The sequence below is a fragment of the Treponema pallidum subsp. pallidum str. Nichols genome (assembly GCF_000410535.2).
Classification (GTDB): domain Bacteria; phylum Spirochaetota; class Spirochaetia; order Treponematales; family Treponemataceae; genus Treponema; species Treponema pallidum.
In genome coordinates, this window is sequence record NC_021490.2 from 586,459 (window position 1) to 605,728 (window position 19,270).

Below are 19,270 nucleotides of genomic sequence, written 5' to 3' on the forward strand. Positions count from 1 at the left end.
GATGATTACTCCTTCATATACGAAAAATAGCACGACCGCACCGCCGCACCCCCACAACTCACTCTGCAGCAGGCGCGACCGCGTGTGGATGCGCAATACTCAACGCAAGAATAGCACGTTTAAGAACCGTCGCTTCTTCTTCATACAGTGAACGCCCCACACTGCACAACGCAGCGCTCTCCTGTGCGATCACCTCCGCCGCCATTTTCCTGTCGTATCCCATCTGTACAAGAGCAGTTACCAGATCCTCAATTTCCCTCGCATGGGGAGCACACCCAAGATTGCTCGGATGTGCAGCACGATCATCTGTCTGACTCTGGGCACAAGAGGCCGCGTCGGTTAGCGCGAGCGTACCTTTCAGCGCTAAGAGCATGCGCTGTGCAGTCTTTTTTCCAATGCCTGGTATGCGCTGGAGTGCACATAAATCTCCTGTATCAAGCGCTGCACACAAAGCCTGACTGCTAATACTCGAAAGAACTTTGAGCGCCTGCTTTGGACCAATACCTTCTACCTTTGTAAGACTGAGAAAGAGCGTGCGCTCTTGTACATTCGAAAAACCAAAGAGGCGAAGCGCATCTTCACGGTGATACAACCAGGTAAAGACCTTAACGTGTGATCCAACCTCACCGAACGCAGCACTACTGTATGCGGACACTGCAATTTCCCATTCAATACCATGCACCTCAACACAGAGGCGCTCGCGCTCATGGAGCGTCAAGATACCGCTGATGCTTTCGAACATTATCTCCTCTTTATGTGTGGCGCACTGAAGCGAACACTACGCTACCATGACAATTGCACAAAGACCGGATCGTGATCAGAAACGCGTTCCCGAGCAGGCTGCTCTGCGTTGATATGCAGTATATCAGCAGTCTCCGTGCGCGCTCCTACAGACAGGATATTATCCAGTGTTTGCGAGTAACCGCGGTACACATAGGTATATCGCTCCGTCTCCGGCAAGAGATCCAACGCACTGTGCATCCCCACTGCGGTGAATTTTTGAATAACATCAGAAAACCAAAAATCATTGAAATCTCCCGCCACCACCACCGGAAGATCTGCACGCTCGCGACGTAGTGCAGCAACAAAAGCGGCAACCTGCGCCGCCTGCTGTATACGCTTGCGTTTGGAGTGTTCCTGTGCAGGTTGCGTGCTACCCCAAACGGGGTCATCCCCTCGCTTTGAAGAAAAGTGATTCGTTACCACAACAAAATCTTTCCCCTTATTCACCCCTGATACAAACTGAAAATGTGCCACCAAAGATTTACGTGTGTTTTGAAAACTTTCTTGCCCTACTCCGATGCGCGCAGGATTTTTTACCATCTGTCTTCCCCCGCGCACCATTTGGGCAACCGAATGAAATGTTCCTGCACTTCCTGTCTGGTCCTGCACCAGCTGCACACGATCGGTACGGTACAAATAACAACAGCGAATATTTCCTCCCGGTTGTCCGCCATCGGCATCCAACGATTGCACGCCCGCAGGAGCATTATCCTGCGGATCGATATTCACCGCTTTATACCGAACGGCGCTGAACTCTGCCATTGCACGTACCAGTAAATCCAACGTGTGCTGTGCGCTCGTACAGTGATGATGTTTTTTTGCGCCATCGTCATCCTGTATCTCAACAAGACAAATAACGTCCGGCGCCTTAAGATCATTCACAAAGTGCTTCGCAAAGACGCGCGCACGCGCTGAGTCTGCTTTATTCCCTGCAGAAAAATTCTCCACATTATAACTCGCTATATTCAAAAATCGTGCGTTGAACTGTATGGTCGAAACTTCAGGACTAAAACCTGAGCGTCTCAAAGGGGGAAGCGGCTCAGCAAGTTCTAATTGGTAACTAGAAGACGAATACCCCATGATCCCCACCACCGTCCCTTCAAAGGAATCACCAGGCAGAGGAGGGGCGCTTTTGAATACTTCAGGAAGGCTGTCAAACATACGCCGGGGACAAAAGGCAAGGACAGGACGTATATGGGTTTGCTCATACACGTATCCTCCGTGCATATTCAAACGTGTAGAAGGGGTATCCCCCGGTAGGAGGTAATACGTAGAGCGATACGCAACAGCAGGAACGGTGGGATTCACCATCTGAACCCGCATCCCTTCCACACTTTCATAAAAATCAATAGTCTCTGCATCCGGTGCGAGGTCTGCAAGGTTGCTGACAAACACCGGCTGAGACACCCGCGCATACGAAATCAACACCGGTTCAGGCAATTCCCTGCCATGTGCTAGCACTCGCACATCCTGCGCGCGCTTGATAACAAGCTGGGTGACGCTCAGATCCCGAGCATTGCCTTTTGAGATATACTCGCTGACAGTACCGAGCACCGCCACGTAGTCACCCACGCGCAAACTATCAGGGAAAGCCTTACCACAATACACAAAAATGCCGTCAGACGTTTTAGGATTGCCATCCCCATGCGGATCTTGAAAATAAAAACCAATAGGTCGTTTACCCGAACGCGCAATAGCAGTTACCACGCCACGCACATCACGCACGTGTTTACCCTCATAGGCAGAACGGTGTCCTTCCCCTTGGATCGCACCGATTGAGTGGGGAACAGACGCCGCACTGCACCGTGATCCTGTTCCCACTATCCAAAAGATGACCCCCACGCACGCTCCCGCTACTTTACTGCTCATAGGACACTCCTCACGCGCAGTGTATCAGCGCAGGTAATTTTGCACAGTACGGTAGTTTTCTTTGGTGACAACTTTATAGGGGATCCACACACACTGCTTTTCTGCCGTACCGAATACTGCCGCGCGTCCTGCCACTCCGTTTCCTGCGTGCGTAAACGCAGTGCTGTCTTCAGCGGGGATCGATGGGACAGAATCACCCATAAGTGCAAACAAAAGATTTAAAATAGCCTTCCCCTGACTGGAGACATCGTTAAGGACGGTGCCGAGCATCAGATCCTCTTCAATAGCTTTCAAAGCAGACGCAGTAGCATCGATACCCACAACCGGCACACGCTTATTTTCTTTAAAAAAACCTGCACTCTGCAACGCTTCAATGGCGCCGAGCGCTGCGTCATCGTTATTCGCAAATACTGCCTCAATGCGATCTCCGTGTGTGTGAATAAGCGTGTGCATCGCAGCCTGTCCTTTCACCCGACTGTCAAGCGCAAAAGCCTCCCCGATTATCTCGCCCTTTAATCCGATTTCTCTCAGCGCCTGACACACATACCGCGCACAGCGAGCACCGCTTTTATGATCAGGATCCCCTTTGAGCACTACGCATTGGATAATACCGTCGGCGTTCTTATCTGCACTTGGTGTACGTTCCAGATATTGCGCAACCAGTCTGCTTTGCAGCAAACCAAGCTCGTCGTCCTTGACGCCTACGTAATAGGCGCGTGCATACCGGTTCAAATCAGAAAGGTCAGGCATACGATTGAAGAATACTAGCGGAATGCGCGCCTGCTGTGCCTTTTCAATAACCGTGCGCGCAGCACGATGGTCTACAAGATTTACCGCAAGACCGTGCACGCCGCGCGCAATAAATTGATCGATGTGCTTGTTCTGAATACTCTGCGATGCCTGACTATCCACGATGAGGATTCGAGCATGTTTTTTGCCAACCGTAGAGAGTATGTGACGCAAGCGCGCCACGAGCGTGTTGTCATACTGATACACGACTACTCCGATAGTCGGCTTTTCGCTGCGCTTGCACGCGCCCGCACCAAGTGCACACAAAAGGAGCGCTACACACATCCCTGTACCTTTCATATTTCCTCCTCATGTTCACCAGCGCATTCTGATTTGACACTTCTTTCCCCTCACACCCTGATACCCGCGCGAGGAATATAGAAATTAGAAAAAGGATGGATTATCCAGTGCTGCCACCAATCGCATGAACGTGTCTATGTACCCGGCCTTGCGCCGTTTAGCGTACACGTCTGCGACAATCGCCTCACTTGCCTCAATCATGTATATGTTTTGGATTTCTATTACGTCGTACGTGCTAAAGCCATGCTCATCTGCAAAATTGCCAGGAACCAGTGACTCCACACGGTAGGTGTTGCGCGTGCCGGTGCGCGCCAAGCGCATCCCAAAAAGGGGCAAGAAGGCCCGGTACGATAAGTCGTACTTATACAGGATCCGGGCAGGATGTTCCGGCCGTACTCCTAACTGGCAGTACCATTCATCCTGCTCATAGGCGGCCAGATCATGCAGTTTGCTCTTGTCCCGCAGTCGGTACCCTGCAAGACGGACGATAGTTTCGGGCACGTATTTTTCCAACTCTGCCTGTAAGTCAGCTACACAAGAAACGGATGCATCATTGACCGTGGTAATAATTGCCCCTTCTGGTATTCCTGCGTACGAGAGAGGACTGCCAGGAATAACGTACGAAGAAAGCACACCGCCGACGCCAGCATTTTTCCACACACGGTGTGTTTCACCAAACGCACCAAGCCACGGATGCGTCACCAATCCCCCGCGGTACAAGCTTGGCAGCACCTGCTTGAGCAATTCTACAGGAATGGCAAAATTAAGCCCTGCATGCTGCTCCACACCTGCAAACGCTACTGCCTGAACGCACCCTTCCTCGTCGATAACTGGACCGCCTGAGTTCCCTCGATTAATGGATGCGTCTATCTGCAGCACTCCCCCACCGACTGAAAGCAGTTTGCGCTTTTTCGCAGACACGATGCCAGAAGTAAGCGTTCGTTCAAGCCCAGCAGGCGATCCTATCGCGTAGATTTTACTCCCCACGTCCAAATTCTTTGAGGAACCTAAGCCAAACACCACCTCAGGAGTAATTTCTGTTTTTAGCAATGCAAGATCTGCAAGCGCATCCCACCCGACAACGCGCACCGGAACTTTCACGGTGTTGTCTGAGGGGAGCTTGATGTACGCACGCGAATACCCTTCGTACGCAGGATCTACCTCGCTTCTGATAACGTGGTAGTTAGTGACGATATAGCCCCTCTTGTCGATGAAAAAACCTGACCCGATAACTCGATCTGCAAACCCGCGTCCGTGCTCTACGCGAATTCCTCGATCTACCAAAATGGTGACCGTCCCCTTTATCATGGCTGCCGGACTCCGCGCAGCAGAAGTTCCGGCGCGCTTCTCTTGCGCCGCAACCAATACGTGCGCACCCTCCTTTTTCCACTGTTCAATTTGCGCACGATGCAGCGATCGCTCCGTCCAGTCCTTCAGCGGAATGCGAAGTGCCGAGAGGGAACGAAAAAACACAAGTGCCTCCGACCACTTCTGTTTCTCCACTGAATAGCGAAACGCCTCTTTGACGCGCGCAAGCGCCTGGGCATACAGCTGAGCCACCTTCTGATGTGCTGGGGCATTTCTTTTGAGCGCAATTGCACACATAAGCGCCCGCAGAGGACGCGCGCGCAGCTCCTCTTTTGCACACGCAACCTGTGCATCGAGGTATTCTTTTCCCGTACGGTCGACGCGCACATCCGCCCTTTCGTCGAAGACACGACAACCGGAAAGGACACCCAGCACCCCGCCGAGCGCAACGTTCAGCCATGCACTTCGCAGACAAAGGGAAGCGGTTTTCACCGCACGGAGCCTACAGCAAAAGGTCGGACAGCACCGGGCGACACCGCGCCGGATGCACCCGCTGAACCGACGGAAGAAGTAGCCGCCGCACAAACAGCCCTGCAGGTACTCACCTTGGGCAGAGCAGAGGAAGACACCCGAGAAGCGACAGGCGCGCCGCCCGTGCGCAGCGCCTGCTCCACAGCAGCGATAACACAGTCTGGGGTGGAAGCCCCTGCACTGATGCCCACCGCACTGAAGGCATAGATATCGGGGGGAATATCTTCTACACGCTCTACCAGCCACGTAGGTAGCGACGTTTCGCGCGCGGTGTGGAGTAGACGCTGGGTATTTGCCGAGTGTGCGCCGCCGATCACCAGGAGCGCTTCCACCGTGGGCGCAAGAGCACGCAGCGCCGCCTGTCTGCGCGCAGTTGCCGCGCAGATAGTACGCGCTACCGTCAATTCCCGCACACGGGTACGCGCCGCAGCGGCGATCGCGTCGTATTCACCCTGTGTAATGGTAGTTTGGGCAAGGAGCGCTGCACGCGCTAAACACGGCAACGCGGCAGCCTCACGCGCGTTTTGCACCACAAAGCACTGCACCTGTGGCAGCATGCCGTCTGGTGCGCCGCCTGGCAAGTGGCTGCACGCCTGCGCAGCTCCCGCGCGCACATACCCCTCGATGCCAACGATTTCCCCATGATTGCGGTCCCCGGCGAGAATAACGTGCAGTCCCTGCGCGGCAAAACCCTGAGCACGCCGCTGACTTTCCTTAACTCGCGGGCAGGTGGCGTCCACCACCTGCGCTCCGGAACGCTCGAGGGCCTCATACACCTCAGGTGCCACGCCATGCGCTCTAATCACCACGGTACGCGCCGTCTTTTCTTCCACTGCATGCGGCGCTGCGCCCGGTGCCGCAGGAGCGTGCAGCGCAAAAGATAGATGAGCAGGATCCAGACACTCAATGCCACGCGCGCGCAAACGGGCGAGCGTCACGGGATTGTGGACGAGCGGACCGAGCGTGTAGACGCTCCCGCGGTGGTGGGCGCGGGCGTGTTCTGCCATGCGCACCGCCATACGCACCCCGCCGCAATAGCCGAGGGTGTGGGCGCGCGTGATAACCTTAATGCAATTGACCTTTCTCATATCACTCACTGGGGCACTAAACCGGAAGAAAACTGGCGCGCCGAGTGTACCAAAGGCACCCAGGTCATGCAAGGGCGCGGCGTGGTGGTGAGTTCTTCTTCTTTTATTTATTTTGAAAAAGACACGTTGCTTTTCCTGCGCGAATGCGTCAGAATGGCGCGGTCCCTATGATATCGTGTTCGGTGCGCAGGAGGCCGAGATGGGAGCCTCAGGTCGGCGCTGCGTTTCTTGCCTTTGCGCTCTTACCGGTCCTGGCGAGCGGACGTGGTATGCAGGCGGCAGTGGCCACAGCCGCAGGGTCCAGTGGTTCCGGCAGTGATGGCAAGCACCCCGGCAAGGAACAGTTTCTCCAGTTCCTCATTCCATCTGGCGGTCGCTACGAATACCTCGGGGTGAGCTTTACAGCGCTGGCAGATGACGCCAGCTTCTTTGAAGCTAACCCTGCCGGCAGCGCCGGGCTCAGCCGCGGGGAAGTTGCTCTGTTCCACCACTCGCAGATCCATGACTCACACACCGAAACGGTTTCGTTTGCGCGACGTACGCAGAACACCGGCTACGGCGCCTCCGTGCGCGCCTTCTCTTCTGAGTCAGATCTCAAGTCCTTCTTCGGGGGCAACAGTGGTGGCAATAAGAACGGCGGACACCAGGGCAAACAGGGAAAAGGCTTCGTGGCAATAGCCAATGCGTCTCACACCTTCTGTGGCCAGTATCGCTTTAAGGGCGTAAGCTTTGGCTGCAATTTCAAGATGGGATTCCGCAAGGGTAAAACTGACAGCCACGTGACCGTCGCGGGTGACTTGGGCCTGCGCGCTGCCTTTTCTGTGGCAAAGAACTTTGGCTCAAATGAGCCGAACATGCACGTGGGGTTGGTGCTCAAAAATGCCGGGATCTCGGTAAAAACAAACAGTTGCCAAGTCGAACACCTCAATCCGGCCATTGCCGTCGGCTTTGCCTACCGGCCGGTGTATGCGTTTTTGTTCAGTCTCGGGCTGCAGCAAACCCTCACCAAAAGGGAGTCGCCGGTGTGCAGTGTTGGGTTCATGTTTTTTTGTACCCAACACGTTACCCTCCTCGCCTCTGCTGCGTGTGAAGGAGGGGCCTACGCCCTCTCAGGCGGCGCAGAAATCCGCATTGGCTCCTTCCACCTCGACATGGGGTACCGGTACGACCAGATTTTCCAAGCCGCCCACCCACACCACGTGTCAGTAGGGCTGAAGTGGCTCATACCCAACGGCGGCACCCAGGCGGATCAGGCCCTCTTGGTCAAAGAGTCCTATCTAGTGGGGCTGCGCTTTTATGACCAGCGGCGCTACCAAGAAGCAATTACTGCGTGGCAGCTGACGCTGCGCCAGGATCCGGGCTTTGAACCGGCTGCTGAAGGCATCGAGCGCGCACGACGCTTTTTAAAACTACACGAAAAACTTTCTCTCTTTGATATTCTCAACTAGCCTGCCGTGGCGCACCCCTGCTTTGCTCCACGCCGCGCTCTTTACGTTCCCCGCACACATGCGCTACACTCCCCGCCACCGCCGCAGGGAGGGCCCCGTGTTACAGGACCTATCCGCAAATGCCCGTAAGGTACTGCTCGAGCTCGGTCAGACCGTTGCGCGTGAGGCTCGCGCCTCGCTCCTTCAGCCAGAGCACATTCTGCTCGCCCTCATTCAGCACAAAGTAGGCCGCGGCTACAAGCTCATCGAAAAACTCATTGAAGATGTCGCTACCGTCCGCCTCATCCTCGAGCAACACGTCCTTACCAATGAGGGAGACGTCGCCAGTCCCCAGGACCTGCCCGTCTCAGGACGCGTCAAACACTTGCTCGACATCGCAGCAATGGAAGCACGCTCCCTGCGGTGCGCTTACATCGGTACCGAACACCTCGTTATCGCCTTTGCCCGAGAGGAGCAAAATCCTCTCTTCCAAAGCCTCATCCGAGAAGGACTCTCGCTCGATGACCTGCGAAACGCGAGCATTATATCCTCACCTCATTCTGATACCACCCGCACCCGGCTCGAGCGGAAAGTTGCAAGTGTCCTTGACGAATACGGCACCGACCTTACCGAACGCGCGCGCGCCGGCGCCCTCAATCCGGTCATCGGACGAAACAAAGAAATTACCCGCGTCATTCAAATCCTGTGCCGGAGAGGAAAAAATAACCCGGTGCTCATCGGAGAGCCAGGTGTCGGGAAAACTTCCATCGTTGAGGGGCTCGCGTACGCCATCGTTCGGGAGGAGGTCCCGCACATCCTGCTGCACACCCGCGTCGTTTCCCTAGACCTTGCCGCCGTCATAGCAGGAACAAAGTACCGCGGCCAGTTTGAGGAGCGGCTCAAACGCATTATTAAGGAGGTGGAAGAAACTGAAAAAGTCATCCTTTTCATCGATGAGCTGCACACACTCATCGGAGCAGGAGGCACGCAGGGGTCTTTGGACGCCGCCAACATGCTCAAGCCGGCCCTTGCACGCGGACAAATCCAGTGCATTGGGGCAACAACCCTGGCAGAGTATCGCCGTTACTTTGAAAAAGACGCAGCTCTCACCCGCCGATTCCGATCGGTGCTCGTGCGTGAACCGAGCTTTGAAGAAACCTGCACTATTTTACGCAAAATAAAATCACACTACGAACGACATCACCAGGTGATATACCAAAGCGATGCGCTTGAAAAAATTGTTGAGCTTTCACGGCGCTACATCCCTGAGCGGTTCTTTCCAGATAAGGCAATTGATCTTATGGATGAAGTAGGAGCCATGAAACGGGTACAACAGCGCGCGGATACGCAGGTATTGCGTTCCTTTTCCATAAAAGTTGCTAATCTTACCACAGAGACTGAGCGCGCCATTGCGCTTGAAGATTGGGCGCGCGCGCGTTCCTTACACACCGATGTGGTGCAGCTGCGCAGACGGCTCCACGCGCTGAAGGTAGAGTGGAGCGCGCGCGAAGCGCTGTCTATCTTTGCAGAAGATGTTGCACAGGCTGTCTCTCTCATGACCGATATCCCGGTACATTCGCTCGAAGGGGATGAGCTGTGCCGCTTTACCAATATCGAACGGGATCTTTGTGCCACCGTGCGTGGGCAGCGCGAGGCCATTGCAACGCTCGCGCGCGCTATCGTACGCGCGCGTGTCGGCATCTCTTCAGACACGCGCCCCATTGGCTCCTTCCTGTTTCTTGGACCGACCGGTGTAGGCAAAACGCTCTTGGCAAAGACACTCGCGGAATTTCTTTTCGGTTCAGCAGACGCGCTCATCCGCATTGACATGAGCGACTACATGGAACGCTACAACACCTCACGCCTCATGGGAGCACCGCCTGGATACGTGGGATTTGAAAATGGCGGTCTACTTACCGAGCGCGTACGGCACCGCCCTTTTTCTGTCATCCTTCTGGATGAAATTGAAAAGGCGCATCCAGATGTCTTCAATGTTCTCCTCCAGGTGTTAGAAGAAGGAGAGCTGCAAGACAACCTGGGGCACACGGTGAACTTCCGCAACACTATCATCATCATGACCAGCAATGCAGGCACACGCGGCCTGGGGGAAAACGTTCCTGGCTTTCAAACCGCACGCGCGCGAAACATCGAGTACCGTCAGCTGCGCGTACAGGCCCTCCGGGAAATAAAACGCATCTTCTCTCCGGAGTTTCTCAATCGCGTTGACGAGTGCGTAGTGTTTGCTCCGCTTGAGCGAGAGACCCTGCAGGAAATTTTAGAATGCGAACTGAAGAAGCTCGCAGAACGCCTACGCGGTAAAGATATTGTGCTGCGCTACAGCGCGGCTGCAAAGGCCTACTGTCTTGAACACGGCTTTGACCCATTCTTGGGCGCACGCCCCCTGCGCCGCGTATTGCAGCAAGAAATTGAAAATGAGCTTGCGCTGCGCATGATTCACGGAACGTTGCGCGCAGGATCGTGCGTGCACATAGACTCAGACGGCGCGCGCCTCCACCTTTCTACCGAAAAAAGTTACCTGACGCTGCATCCCCAAGAAATATAACTAATCAGTCACACGCGCCCGTATCTCCCGTACCTGCAGGTCACTTTCCCACACAGAGCTTCTCAAACAGCGCATCTAGGATATCTTCGCTGTGCACTTCTCCAGTAAGCGCCCCACAATGATAGAGCGCCTCTTCCAGATCGTGCACCACTGCATCCAACCCGAACCCACGTGCATACGCCTCCTGTGCATGCTCCAACGCCTGCACTGCGGCGTCTACCAATACGTACTGGCGTTCTGAGCCAAGAGAAAGCTCCTCGTACGGCACCTGACCGCCGTGCAGCAGGTGGAGTGTCTGTGCACGGAGCGCGTCCAACCCCGCGTGAGTCTTTGCGCTTACACACACGAATGCGCGCGGCGCACGATCCCTCACCTCCCCGTTCTTTCCCCCTGCTAAACACTGCTCCCCCGCCCCGCGCGCGTCCTGACTGCGCGCACACGACAACACCGGTGCCGATATAAACGGCTGCACTGCCTGACACACCTGTATGCGCTCAGACATAGACATCAAATCGTTGTGGGTAACTACCACTACCAAGGGTACTGCACAGTCCGAAAGAAAAGCGCAATCTGCAGCCTGCACACCTGCACGTCCATTAATAATGTAAAAAACGCAATCTGCTCCCTGCAAGAGTTGCTCGCTGCGTACCACTCCCTGTGCCTCAATAGGATTGTCAGTTACTCGTAAGCCTGCCGTATCACACAGACGCACTGGAATGCCCGATAGATCAAGGTCTGCTTCAAGCCAATCGCGCGTTGTACCCGGAACGGACGAAACGATGGCACGATCCTGTCCTAAAAGAGCGTTGAAAAGAGATGATTTACCCGCATTTGGACAACCGCCGAGCACGATGCGCACTCCCGTTCGCTGCAGCGCACGCTCCTGCCAGCAGGCACGGAGCCTGCGCAGACGTTCTACCAACGGTTCAAGTTCACGCATATCGATATCGTGCACACGCGTTTCTTCATCTTCCGGATACTCAATTTCCCCCTGAAGCGTGGCTGAAAACGCGAGTAACGCACGGGTAAGCGCTGCTATCTCCTGCTGCAGCGCACCTGAAAGGTGCAACACCGCTTGCTGCTGCGCCGCACACGTGCGTGCATCAACTAGTGACTGAATCGCCTCAATACGCGTCAAATCCCTTTTACCATGAAAGAATGAACGAAAACTAAATTCACCTCGCTGGGCGGCACGGAACCCCTGCGCAAGACAGAGCCGATACACAGCCTGTACGGTACGCACGCCCCCATGACAAATAATTTCTACCGCATGTTCTCCCGTAAAACTGTGCGGTGCGCGGTACACCAGCAGTACTACCTCATCCACCCGTGTCTTTCCGTCCAAAATCCATCCGTGGAGAAACGTATGCGCACGTGCGCGCGTCAGAGCCTGCGCACGAGAAAAAAAGGACGCAACACGCTCAATGGAGCTGCTCCCACTCGTGCGGACAATACCTAACGCGGCAGGACTGAGCGCCGTGGCAATGGCGACGATGTCATCGTCGAGCGCATACTCATGTGCGCGCATCAGCTACCGTTCCCTCACGGCCGTGGGCGCAGGTGCGTGAAAAGGCAAGCCGCCTGCAAGTCCCACACGGAGAAAAAGCAGCGGCACCACTCCCGTACTCAGGGAAGCTCCTATACCATAACGCACAAAACGCAACAGGCGTGCATACTCAGCGGGCGCACCCGAGAACAGTGCATGAAGCGCAGAAGACACCACACTACAGAACACACACCCTACGCAAAAGCGCACCACCTTCTGGGTGAAAGACCCCCCAGCAGCATGAAACCCCACGCCGCCTGCAGGTGCCCTGCGCGTAACCCAACGATCAAAGATAAAGAGGTGCCCTGCTCCTAACCCGCAGAATGCACCACACATCGACACATCCGCCCCACCGACAGCTAGCAAGAGTGCTATGCACACCACGGCAGAAAAGCGCAACCCCGCAAAACTGCGTCCTGAGACCTCCTGTATGCGCGTAAAGAACACAACCCCACGCCTGAGCGCGCGCCGCATACCGAGAATCAGCGCGCCAAAAAGTACTGCGTTTAACCAACCAAGAAGCACATCAATAGGATAGTGCACGCCCAAATACACACGAGAAAGCCCAATGACTCCTACAAATAGCACGCCCGCCACGCCCGTCCATGCAGTGCGCGCCAGCGGGGTACGCTCCTGTCCATAAGACGACGGGTTCTCCCGATCCCCTACCTGCCTATCGGTTCCACAACCTGGCGCACAAAAGCAGGGAACAGGAGTCTTCGCAGACGGATAGCTACGCGCGAGCAACACAAACAAAGCACTCGCCTGTGCATGCCCGGAGGGTGTAGAAAAACCATCGTGGAACACAAGTTTCACCGACGGGTCACGCACAAAGGGCCGCGGGACACGCAACAGCCCCTTCAGGGCGTAATTGAGCCCCTCGCTACATGCCAATGCGTAGGCAATGGCTAAACCCTTTCGGTACTCTACGCACCACAGCACCCAGAGCGAACACAGGGCGATACCCTTCCCTCCAAAGAAGGTAAAAAGAACAACCGCGTGTGTTATCACAGGGTGCGCAGCCTGCTGCACCGCGTGTATGACGGACAAGTTCCAGAATATAAATTCTTCCATGGTGTCCTATCCTCACTTTGACACGCGCGTCTGCATCGATCCGCGCTCCGTCCTGTGCGGCAGATCCTCAAGCCAATAAACTCTATCCGGAGCGCGCTCCTGCACAAAAATGGCGCTGTAGCGCCCTGAATGCTGCACACGTACGCTGCCAGGAAAATACTGCGTGTGCAAAAACCACACAAGATCGCACATATCGTCGCGCGAATGCGAAACCGAGTAACGGTAGTAGAGCGTTGCATCGGTAAGCAGCGCTCTGCGCGCTGGATCTGCTGTCTCATGCGGGTCAACTGCTGCGCGTACATTTCCCCGCAATCCCCCATACCACGCGTGCGCCGCAGTCAGGAGATTAAGCGCGCGCGCTTCATCCATGTAGTACAACTCGTACACACCTGACACTGCAGGTACCGCAGTAGAAATGCGATACTTGTCCACCTGGGTGAGTGCCGACCACGTTAGCACGTACAGAACCTGCTGCGGGGTTCCCTCAGGAACCCCAACGGGCGCAGGTCTCAGTTGCTTAGTGATCAACGGCTCCAAGGACTGCATGTAACGCAAACTCCGTGACAATACAAAACTGGGAAAAGAGAGAAGCACCCGCCAAGACACGCGCAGGCCGAACGAAGGCGCCGATCAGAATCGAACTGATGCATAAAGGTTTTGCAGACCTCTCCCTTACCACTTGGGCACGGCGCCGAGGACCCCTCAGGCTAACAAAAAAAGACGCAATCGTTCAAGGGTAAACCAACCGATACTCCAGGCACGCTGTGACCTTGCGCAAAGGGGATTACCATGGAAAAACAGTCACCCGCACAAACTATCTCGCTCTTCGTGCTCCTCGCGCTCATGTTTGTACTCGTGTGCATGCTGTTCGTACCCTACCTAACGGTGCTTCTCTGGTCGAGCATCCTTGCTATCCTGCTTTCACCGTGTTATCGCGCACTGTGTGCAAGAATAGATATGCATGCTTTTACGCGTACTCGACATCTCGTTTCTCACATGAATGGAGAGGATGGATGTACCGCGGCGATTACCCGAGCGACGCGCTTTCAAAAAAAGATGCTCGCAGCGGTATTTTCACTTGTGATTACCCTTCTGGTGACCACTGTATTTTTTTTCATTGCAATTAGTTTGTTTGGACAGGGAAAGCTCTTGTTTGACAAACTTTCGCTCTTCTTCAGGGAATACGATCTATTTGAAGGTGCAAAGCAACGGAGCTTTACCGCGCTTATTTTTAAACTTTCCCGAGGAACGGTTGATATCTCTACCCTCAATGTGGAGGAGCATCTGCTACGGTTCTTCGGCAAGCATGTAGAATCGGTGTTTGTGTATACACAAATTTTTGTCAAAAACATCGCTCGCGCAGCCCTTTCCACGTTGTTCTTTAGTTTTACCCTATACTTTTTCTTTCTCGATGGGGAACATTTGTCCTGTCTGCTCATCGCTGCACTACCCTTGAGGAAGCGCGCAAGCGCACAGTTGTTAGAAAAATGCAAAGAGGCAACGCGTCATTTGTTCAAAGGTCTATTCTCCATTGCTTTTTATCAGACCTGCGTTGCATTTGTGTTCTACGGAATCTTCCGCGTGGAAGGACCGATGGCTTTAGCAATGCTCACCTTCTTCGCCTCATTCTTACCACTGGTCGGCTGCGCCTGCGTGTGGCTCCCAGTGGGAATTAGCATTGGATTTACGAGCGGGTGGATGCGCGGCACCCTTTTCTTGTTTGTCGCTGGAAGTTCAATCACTATCATCGACAGTTTCTTGCGCCCGTTGTTGCTGCAAAATAAAATGCGCATCCATCCATTGCTTATTTTTTTCTCTATGCTCGGTGGGGTGCAGACGTTCGGCTTTAACGGTATGGTGCTCGGTCCTATTTTGGTTATCCTGCTGTTCACGGTTATCGACTTGACGCACGACGGGGAGTCTCACTACACGTCTATTTTCCACGACCCCCCTGCTGCAGGTGTGCACGCGCAGTCGATACACAGACAAGGAAAAAAATAGGGATATCTTGCTGCTCGGCGCCCTTTTTATTACCATGCGGCCCATGACGCGCGCGTGTATATTCGATCTTGATGGAACGCTAACGAATACGCTGGGGACCATTGCCTACTTCGTCAATATGCAGGCTGCCCATTACCATTTACCCCCAATTCCCTCTGAAAAGTTTGCGCTGTTTTTAGGAGATGGTTCGCGCGCACTGATTCAGCGCGTGCTTGCTCATTACGGCGCTGCAGCTCAGACTATTTCTGAGGATGAATTTTTACAGCGCTACTGCCTCGCGTATGAGGCAGACTTTCTCCAACGCTGTACTGTATATCCGGGGGTTCCTGAGATGCTTGTGGAGTTGAAACGACGCCGCATAGAACTCGCCATTCTCTCCAACAAGCCACATTCTATCGCGCAGAAGGTAGCGTCTGCTTTTTTTGGGGACAATGTTTTCTCAGTGGTGCTTGGCCAACGCGAAGGCGTACCCGTAAAACCAGATCCTGCTGGGCTTTTTGAGATCCTGCGTACCCTAAACGTGGAGACGGCGGAGGCGCTTTTCGTCGGAGACACCGCCGTGGATATACGCACCGCGTCCGCAGCGCAAGTGCGCAGCGTGGGAGTGCTCTGGGGCTTTCGAGACGAGACGGAGCTATCCCAGGCGCAAGCCCACGTGCTTATCAGGACGCCCGCCGAGTTACTCCAGCACCTTTCTTTCTAGACTCGCGGGTACAAACTCAGACGGAGCGCACGACGCTCCCGGATCCCTGCAGGGCACGAGCCGCTACTTCTCTTCACGCCCAACGCAGTTCGCCCGCAGGGGTATAGCGAAGTCCACGCAGCATCAGTGCCAGGGCGCCATCCCCAGTGATGTTACACGCAGTCCCAAAACTGTCTTGCAAAGCAAATATCGCAATGAGCAAACCGGTTCCTGTGGTATCAAAGTGCAACACATCAAGCACCAGCCCGAGCGACGCAAGCACCGTACCCCCTGGAACCCCCGGCGCACCTACGGCAAAAATGCCGAACAAACAGGAGAACAGCACCATATCTGCAAGAGAGGGCATGGACCCGTACAACATCTGCGCTATCGTTAGACAAAAAAAGGTCTCCGTCAGAACAGACCCGCACAGATGTGTGGTTGCACCCAGCGGGATCGCAAAATCCACAATTTCTGCAGGCAGTGCCCGTGACTTGTGCGCACATTGTAACGAAACCGGCAGTGTTGCTGCACTCGACATCGTGCCCAGCGCAGTCGCATACGCCGCTCCATAATGACGAAGTACCTCGAACGGATTTTTGCGTGACAGTATCCACCCCACCAGGTACAACACGCACAGCCACAGGAGATGACCCACAATGACGACCGCTACCACTTTGGCAAAAAGCGGCAGCTGACGAGTTAAACTCCCGCTGTACGCAAGTTCTGCGAAGGTAGCCGCCACAAAAAAGGGAAGCAGCGGCACCAACACTCGGCTAATAGCTTCACCCATCATGCGACGAAATTCATACAGCACCTGCTCCACCGCACGTGCTTTTACCCAGAGGGCAGACAGCCCCACCAAGAGAGCAAAAGCAAGTGCAGTGACCACGGGCATAAGAGACGGAATCTCAAGGGTAAAGATAACCTTAGGGATTGTACGCAAACCCTCCACCGTGCGCGGGATCCGAAGATACGGGATAACAACACGCCCCATCGCGGTGGCAAAAAGGGAGGCACCCACCGAAGAGAGATAGGAAAGTACCAGAAACGAGCCTAGCATCCTACCGGCACTCGCTTTCAGACTCAGGACAGTAGGGGCAATAAAACCAAAAATAACTAGGGGAATAACAAAAAAAACAACCCCGCCGATAAGCGTTTTCCCCGTGTGGATAATGGCCATGACCGACTCATTAACGCACAGCCCGAGCGCAACGCCACAGACCATCCCCCCACTGAGCTTTGCGAGCAGCCAAAACCCCGCACTCCCGGCCATAGCGTCCTCCTCCGCACACGCGCCGGCAGTATACCAAAAAGACTATCCTCTGATAACAGGTCAGCGGTCTTTTTATGTCATAGAACCAACCTCGAAGGCGAGGCAAAACAGATCGAACCCGCACCTCCCAAGAACTATGCAGGAAAGACGCACCGACGGGTTGCATGCCGGGGCGGAGCGCACCCCTATGCAACAACCCAGCTTACTCCCACTACGGTTCACTCAAAGAATGTTCTCGAACTCCTCCCTCACCGACCGCGGCCATACACTGGCCTGAACTTCACCAATATGCTTCCTTTGTAGGAGTAGCATCGCCAAACGGGATTGACCGATACCACCTCCGATGGATTGAGGAAGACGACCATTGATCAGATCCTGGTGCCAGCTGCATGCCAGACTATCCTCATCGCCAGTAAGAGCCAGCTGCGTGCGAAGCGCACCCTCGTCCACCCGTATCCCCATCGAAGACACTTCAAACGCACGCCCCAACACTGGATTCCACACCAAAATATCGCCGTTCAGGCCCTTGTATTCCCCTTCGGAAGGCGTCGTCCAGTCATCGTAATCTGGAGCGCGCACATCGTGCGGCTTGCCGTCAGAAAGCACACCACCGATCCCAATCAGGAACACCGCACCATGCTCTTTGCAAATAGCATCCTCACGCCCCTTGCTGTCTAAATGCGGATAACGCCGCACCAGCTCCTCGCTCTGTACAAATACAATATCCGCAGGCAAAAACGCCCGTAGGCCGAACCTCTCACTTACCAACACCTCCGACTCCCGAAGAGCACCGTAGACCTTACGCACCGTGTCCTTCAGATACGCAAGATTTCTCGACCCTACCGGTACTACCTTCTCCCAATCCCACTGATCCACACACACAGAGCGCACCTGATCCAAGAAATCTTCATCCGGGCGGAGCGCGATCATGTGTACAAACAAACCCTCATTATCCTGAAAGCCGTAGCGGGCAAGCGTGTGGCGCTTCCACTTTGCTAACGAGTGCACAACCTCAAAGGCAGTACCCGGGATCTGCTTCACGGAGACGGAAACCGCCTTCTCCCGACCTGAAAGACCATCTTGGATCCCGTCACCCACCTGGCTCAGAAGAGGTCCCTGAACTTCTATGAGTCCCAGGTGCTCCATCAGCTTTTGGGTAAATGTGTGCTTGGCAAAGCTGATCCCCTGCTGTTGCAAAATAAATGATTTTTCCATAGTTAACGCCAACCTTTTACCTTGTTGAGTAAACTGTGCACGCATTATTTAATAGGGTGGCGGTGTAGTGCAATACTCAAGTAATCTGACAGCAGGGAGGTGGTGTGAAAAAACGAATGTGGCGCGCGGTGCGGACCCTGCTTATCATCTGTGCGGGGGGAACCGGAGCGCTGTGGGCGCATCCGCACGTTTTTATCCGCACGAAAGTAACCTTTCAGTGGCAGAAGGGGGTGCTTCAACGCGCGCATATTACCTGGGAGTTTGATCCGTTTTTCAGCGCCGATATCATTAGCGGATACGATACCAATAAAGACGGGCTGTTTGACAAAAAAGAAACACAGCAGGTGTTTGAAAATGCCTTCATCCATACCAAACACTATTCTTTCTTTACCTTCATCCGTTCCGGGGAGTCGCATGCGCGACGTGCTCGCTCTCAAGCAGCACGTACAAGTCCCCAGTCAGTGCAGCATTTCTCGGTCAGTCAGAAAGACGGTACGCTGTCTTATCACTTCTCCATTGACCTTTCTAGCTACCAGCACGCTAAGTCCGCACCCCCAGGAACCCGGCGAACACTGTATCTTGCACTCTATGACCACTCATTTTTCTGCGACTTTCGTTATGCAGAACACGACACCGTACGCTTTGTGTGCGATAAGGCGCGCGTGCAGCCTTCCTACGAAATTGTTGAAAACCGAACCGCTCCTGTGTACTACGACCCCTTCGATAGCATAGAAAGCACTCCCCAATACGAACACTGGCGTCCCGGTCTGCATACCTACTACCCAAAAGAGATTCTCCTGCGCTACACTGCCCCCTAA

General features: G+C 54.5%; 15 protein-coding genes and 1 tRNA gene. 5 read left to right on the forward strand and 11 right to left on the reverse strand.

From position 1 onward, the window contains the following. Window positions 1-58: 58 nt before the first annotated feature. The 5 genes from ruvA to ispH form a co-directional block, all read right to left on the reverse strand. On the reverse strand, window positions 59-742 hold the full coding sequence (ruvA, locus tag TPANIC_RS02665; RefSeq protein WP_010881990.1) for a Holliday junction branch migration protein RuvA: 684 nt from the start codon (window positions 740-742) through the stop codon (window positions 59-61). 41 nt (window positions 743-783) lie between these two features. Continuing rightward, window positions 784-2,652: an endonuclease/exonuclease/phosphatase family protein gene (locus TPANIC_RS02670; RefSeq protein WP_010881991.1), complete on the reverse strand. Its 1,869-nt coding sequence runs from the start codon at window positions 2,650-2,652 to the stop codon at window positions 784-786. Window positions 2,653-2,676: 24 nt separating this feature from the next. Beyond that, window positions 2,677-3,741 carry a galactose ABC transporter substrate-binding protein gene (locus TPANIC_RS02675; RefSeq protein WP_010881992.1) on the reverse strand — a complete coding sequence of 355 codons (1,065 nt, stop codon included), beginning with the start codon at window positions 3,739-3,741 and terminating at the stop codon, window positions 2,677-2,679. Between the two features lie 84 nt (window positions 3,742-3,825). Beyond that, window positions 3,826-5,541: a S1C family serine protease gene (locus tag TPANIC_RS02680; RefSeq protein ID WP_014342474.1), complete on the reverse strand. Its 1,716-nt coding sequence runs from the start codon at window positions 5,539-5,541 to the stop codon at window positions 3,826-3,828. Beyond that, the gene (gene ispH / locus TPANIC_RS02685; RefSeq protein ID WP_010881994.1) at window positions 5,538-6,668 is read right to left on the reverse strand and encodes a 4-hydroxy-3-methylbut-2-enyl diphosphate reductase; all 1,131 of its coding nucleotides are present in this window, start codon (window positions 6,666-6,668) and stop codon (window positions 5,538-5,540) included. Before ispH ends, TPANIC_RS02680 begins: the two co-directional genes overlap by 4 nt. Before the next feature lie 143 nt (window positions 6,669-6,811). Between ispH and TPANIC_RS02695 the strand changes: the two genes are divergently transcribed. Next, window positions 6,812-8,116 carry a UPF0164 family protein gene (locus TPANIC_RS02695; RefSeq protein WP_010881995.1) on the forward strand — a complete coding sequence of 435 codons (1,305 nt, stop codon included), beginning with the start codon at window positions 6,812-6,814 and terminating at the stop codon, window positions 8,114-8,116. A 97-nt stretch (window positions 8,117-8,213) separates the two neighbouring features. After that, window positions 8,214-10,658 (forward strand): ATP-dependent Clp protease ATP-binding subunit, encoded by a 2,445-nt coding sequence (locus TPANIC_RS02700; RefSeq protein WP_010881996.1) that lies wholly within the window; start codon window positions 8,214-8,216, stop codon window positions 10,656-10,658. Window positions 10,659-10,698: 40 nt separating this feature from the next. On the opposite strand, the gene mnmE is transcribed toward TPANIC_RS02700, so the two are convergent. The 4 genes from mnmE to TPANIC_RS02720 form a co-directional block, all read right to left on the reverse strand. Continuing rightward, the gene (gene mnmE / locus TPANIC_RS02705) at window positions 10,699-12,186 is read right to left on the reverse strand and encodes a tRNA uridine-5-carboxymethylaminomethyl(34) synthesis GTPase MnmE (protein WP_010881997.1); all 1,488 of its coding nucleotides are present in this window, start codon (window positions 12,184-12,186) and stop codon (window positions 10,699-10,701) included. A 3-nt stretch (window positions 12,187-12,189) separates the two neighbouring features. After that, a complete protein-coding gene (locus TPANIC_RS02710) occupies window positions 12,190-13,278 on the reverse strand; it encodes a phosphatase PAP2 family protein (RefSeq protein WP_010881998.1) in 1,089 nt (362 codons plus the stop codon). A 12-nt stretch (window positions 13,279-13,290) separates the two neighbouring features. Then, window positions 13,291-13,824 (reverse strand): hypothetical protein, encoded by a 534-nt coding sequence (locus TPANIC_RS02715; RefSeq protein ID WP_010881999.1) that lies wholly within the window; start codon window positions 13,822-13,824, stop codon window positions 13,291-13,293. A 75-nt stretch (window positions 13,825-13,899) separates the two neighbouring features. Next, window positions 13,900-13,971 (reverse strand) — tRNA-Cys (locus TPANIC_RS02720). Between the two features lie 96 nt (window positions 13,972-14,067). On the opposite strand from TPANIC_RS02720, the gene TPANIC_RS02725 reads away from it, so the two are divergent. Continuing rightward, complete coding sequence (locus tag TPANIC_RS02725; RefSeq protein WP_010882000.1) at window positions 14,068-15,279, forward strand: AI-2E family transporter; 1,212 nt, start codon at window positions 14,068-14,070, stop codon at window positions 15,277-15,279. Between the two features lie 34 nt (window positions 15,280-15,313). After that, window positions 15,314-15,982, forward strand: coding sequence for an HAD family hydrolase (locus tag TPANIC_RS02730; protein WP_010882001.1), 669 nt, complete (start codon window positions 15,314-15,316; stop codon window positions 15,980-15,982). Window positions 15,983-16,055: 73 nt separating this feature from the next. On the opposite strand, the gene TPANIC_RS02735 is transcribed toward TPANIC_RS02730, so the two are convergent. Both TPANIC_RS02735 and asnA read right to left on the reverse strand, forming a co-directional pair. Further along, window positions 16,056-17,237, reverse strand: coding sequence for a dicarboxylate/amino acid:cation symporter (locus tag TPANIC_RS02735; protein WP_014342482.1), 1,182 nt, complete (start codon window positions 17,235-17,237; stop codon window positions 16,056-16,058). A gap of 222 nt (window positions 17,238-17,459) precedes the next feature. Next, window positions 17,460-18,452 carry an aspartate--ammonia ligase gene (gene asnA / locus TPANIC_RS02740; protein WP_010882003.1) on the reverse strand — a complete coding sequence of 331 codons (993 nt, stop codon included), beginning with the start codon at window positions 18,450-18,452 and terminating at the stop codon, window positions 17,460-17,462. A 104-nt stretch (window positions 18,453-18,556) separates the two neighbouring features. Here asnA and TPANIC_RS02745 point away from each other — a divergent pair, with 104 nt between their 5' ends. Further along, window positions 18,557-19,270: a DUF1007 family protein gene (locus TPANIC_RS02745; protein ID WP_010882004.1), complete on the forward strand. Its 714-nt coding sequence runs from the start codon at window positions 18,557-18,559 to the stop codon at window positions 19,268-19,270.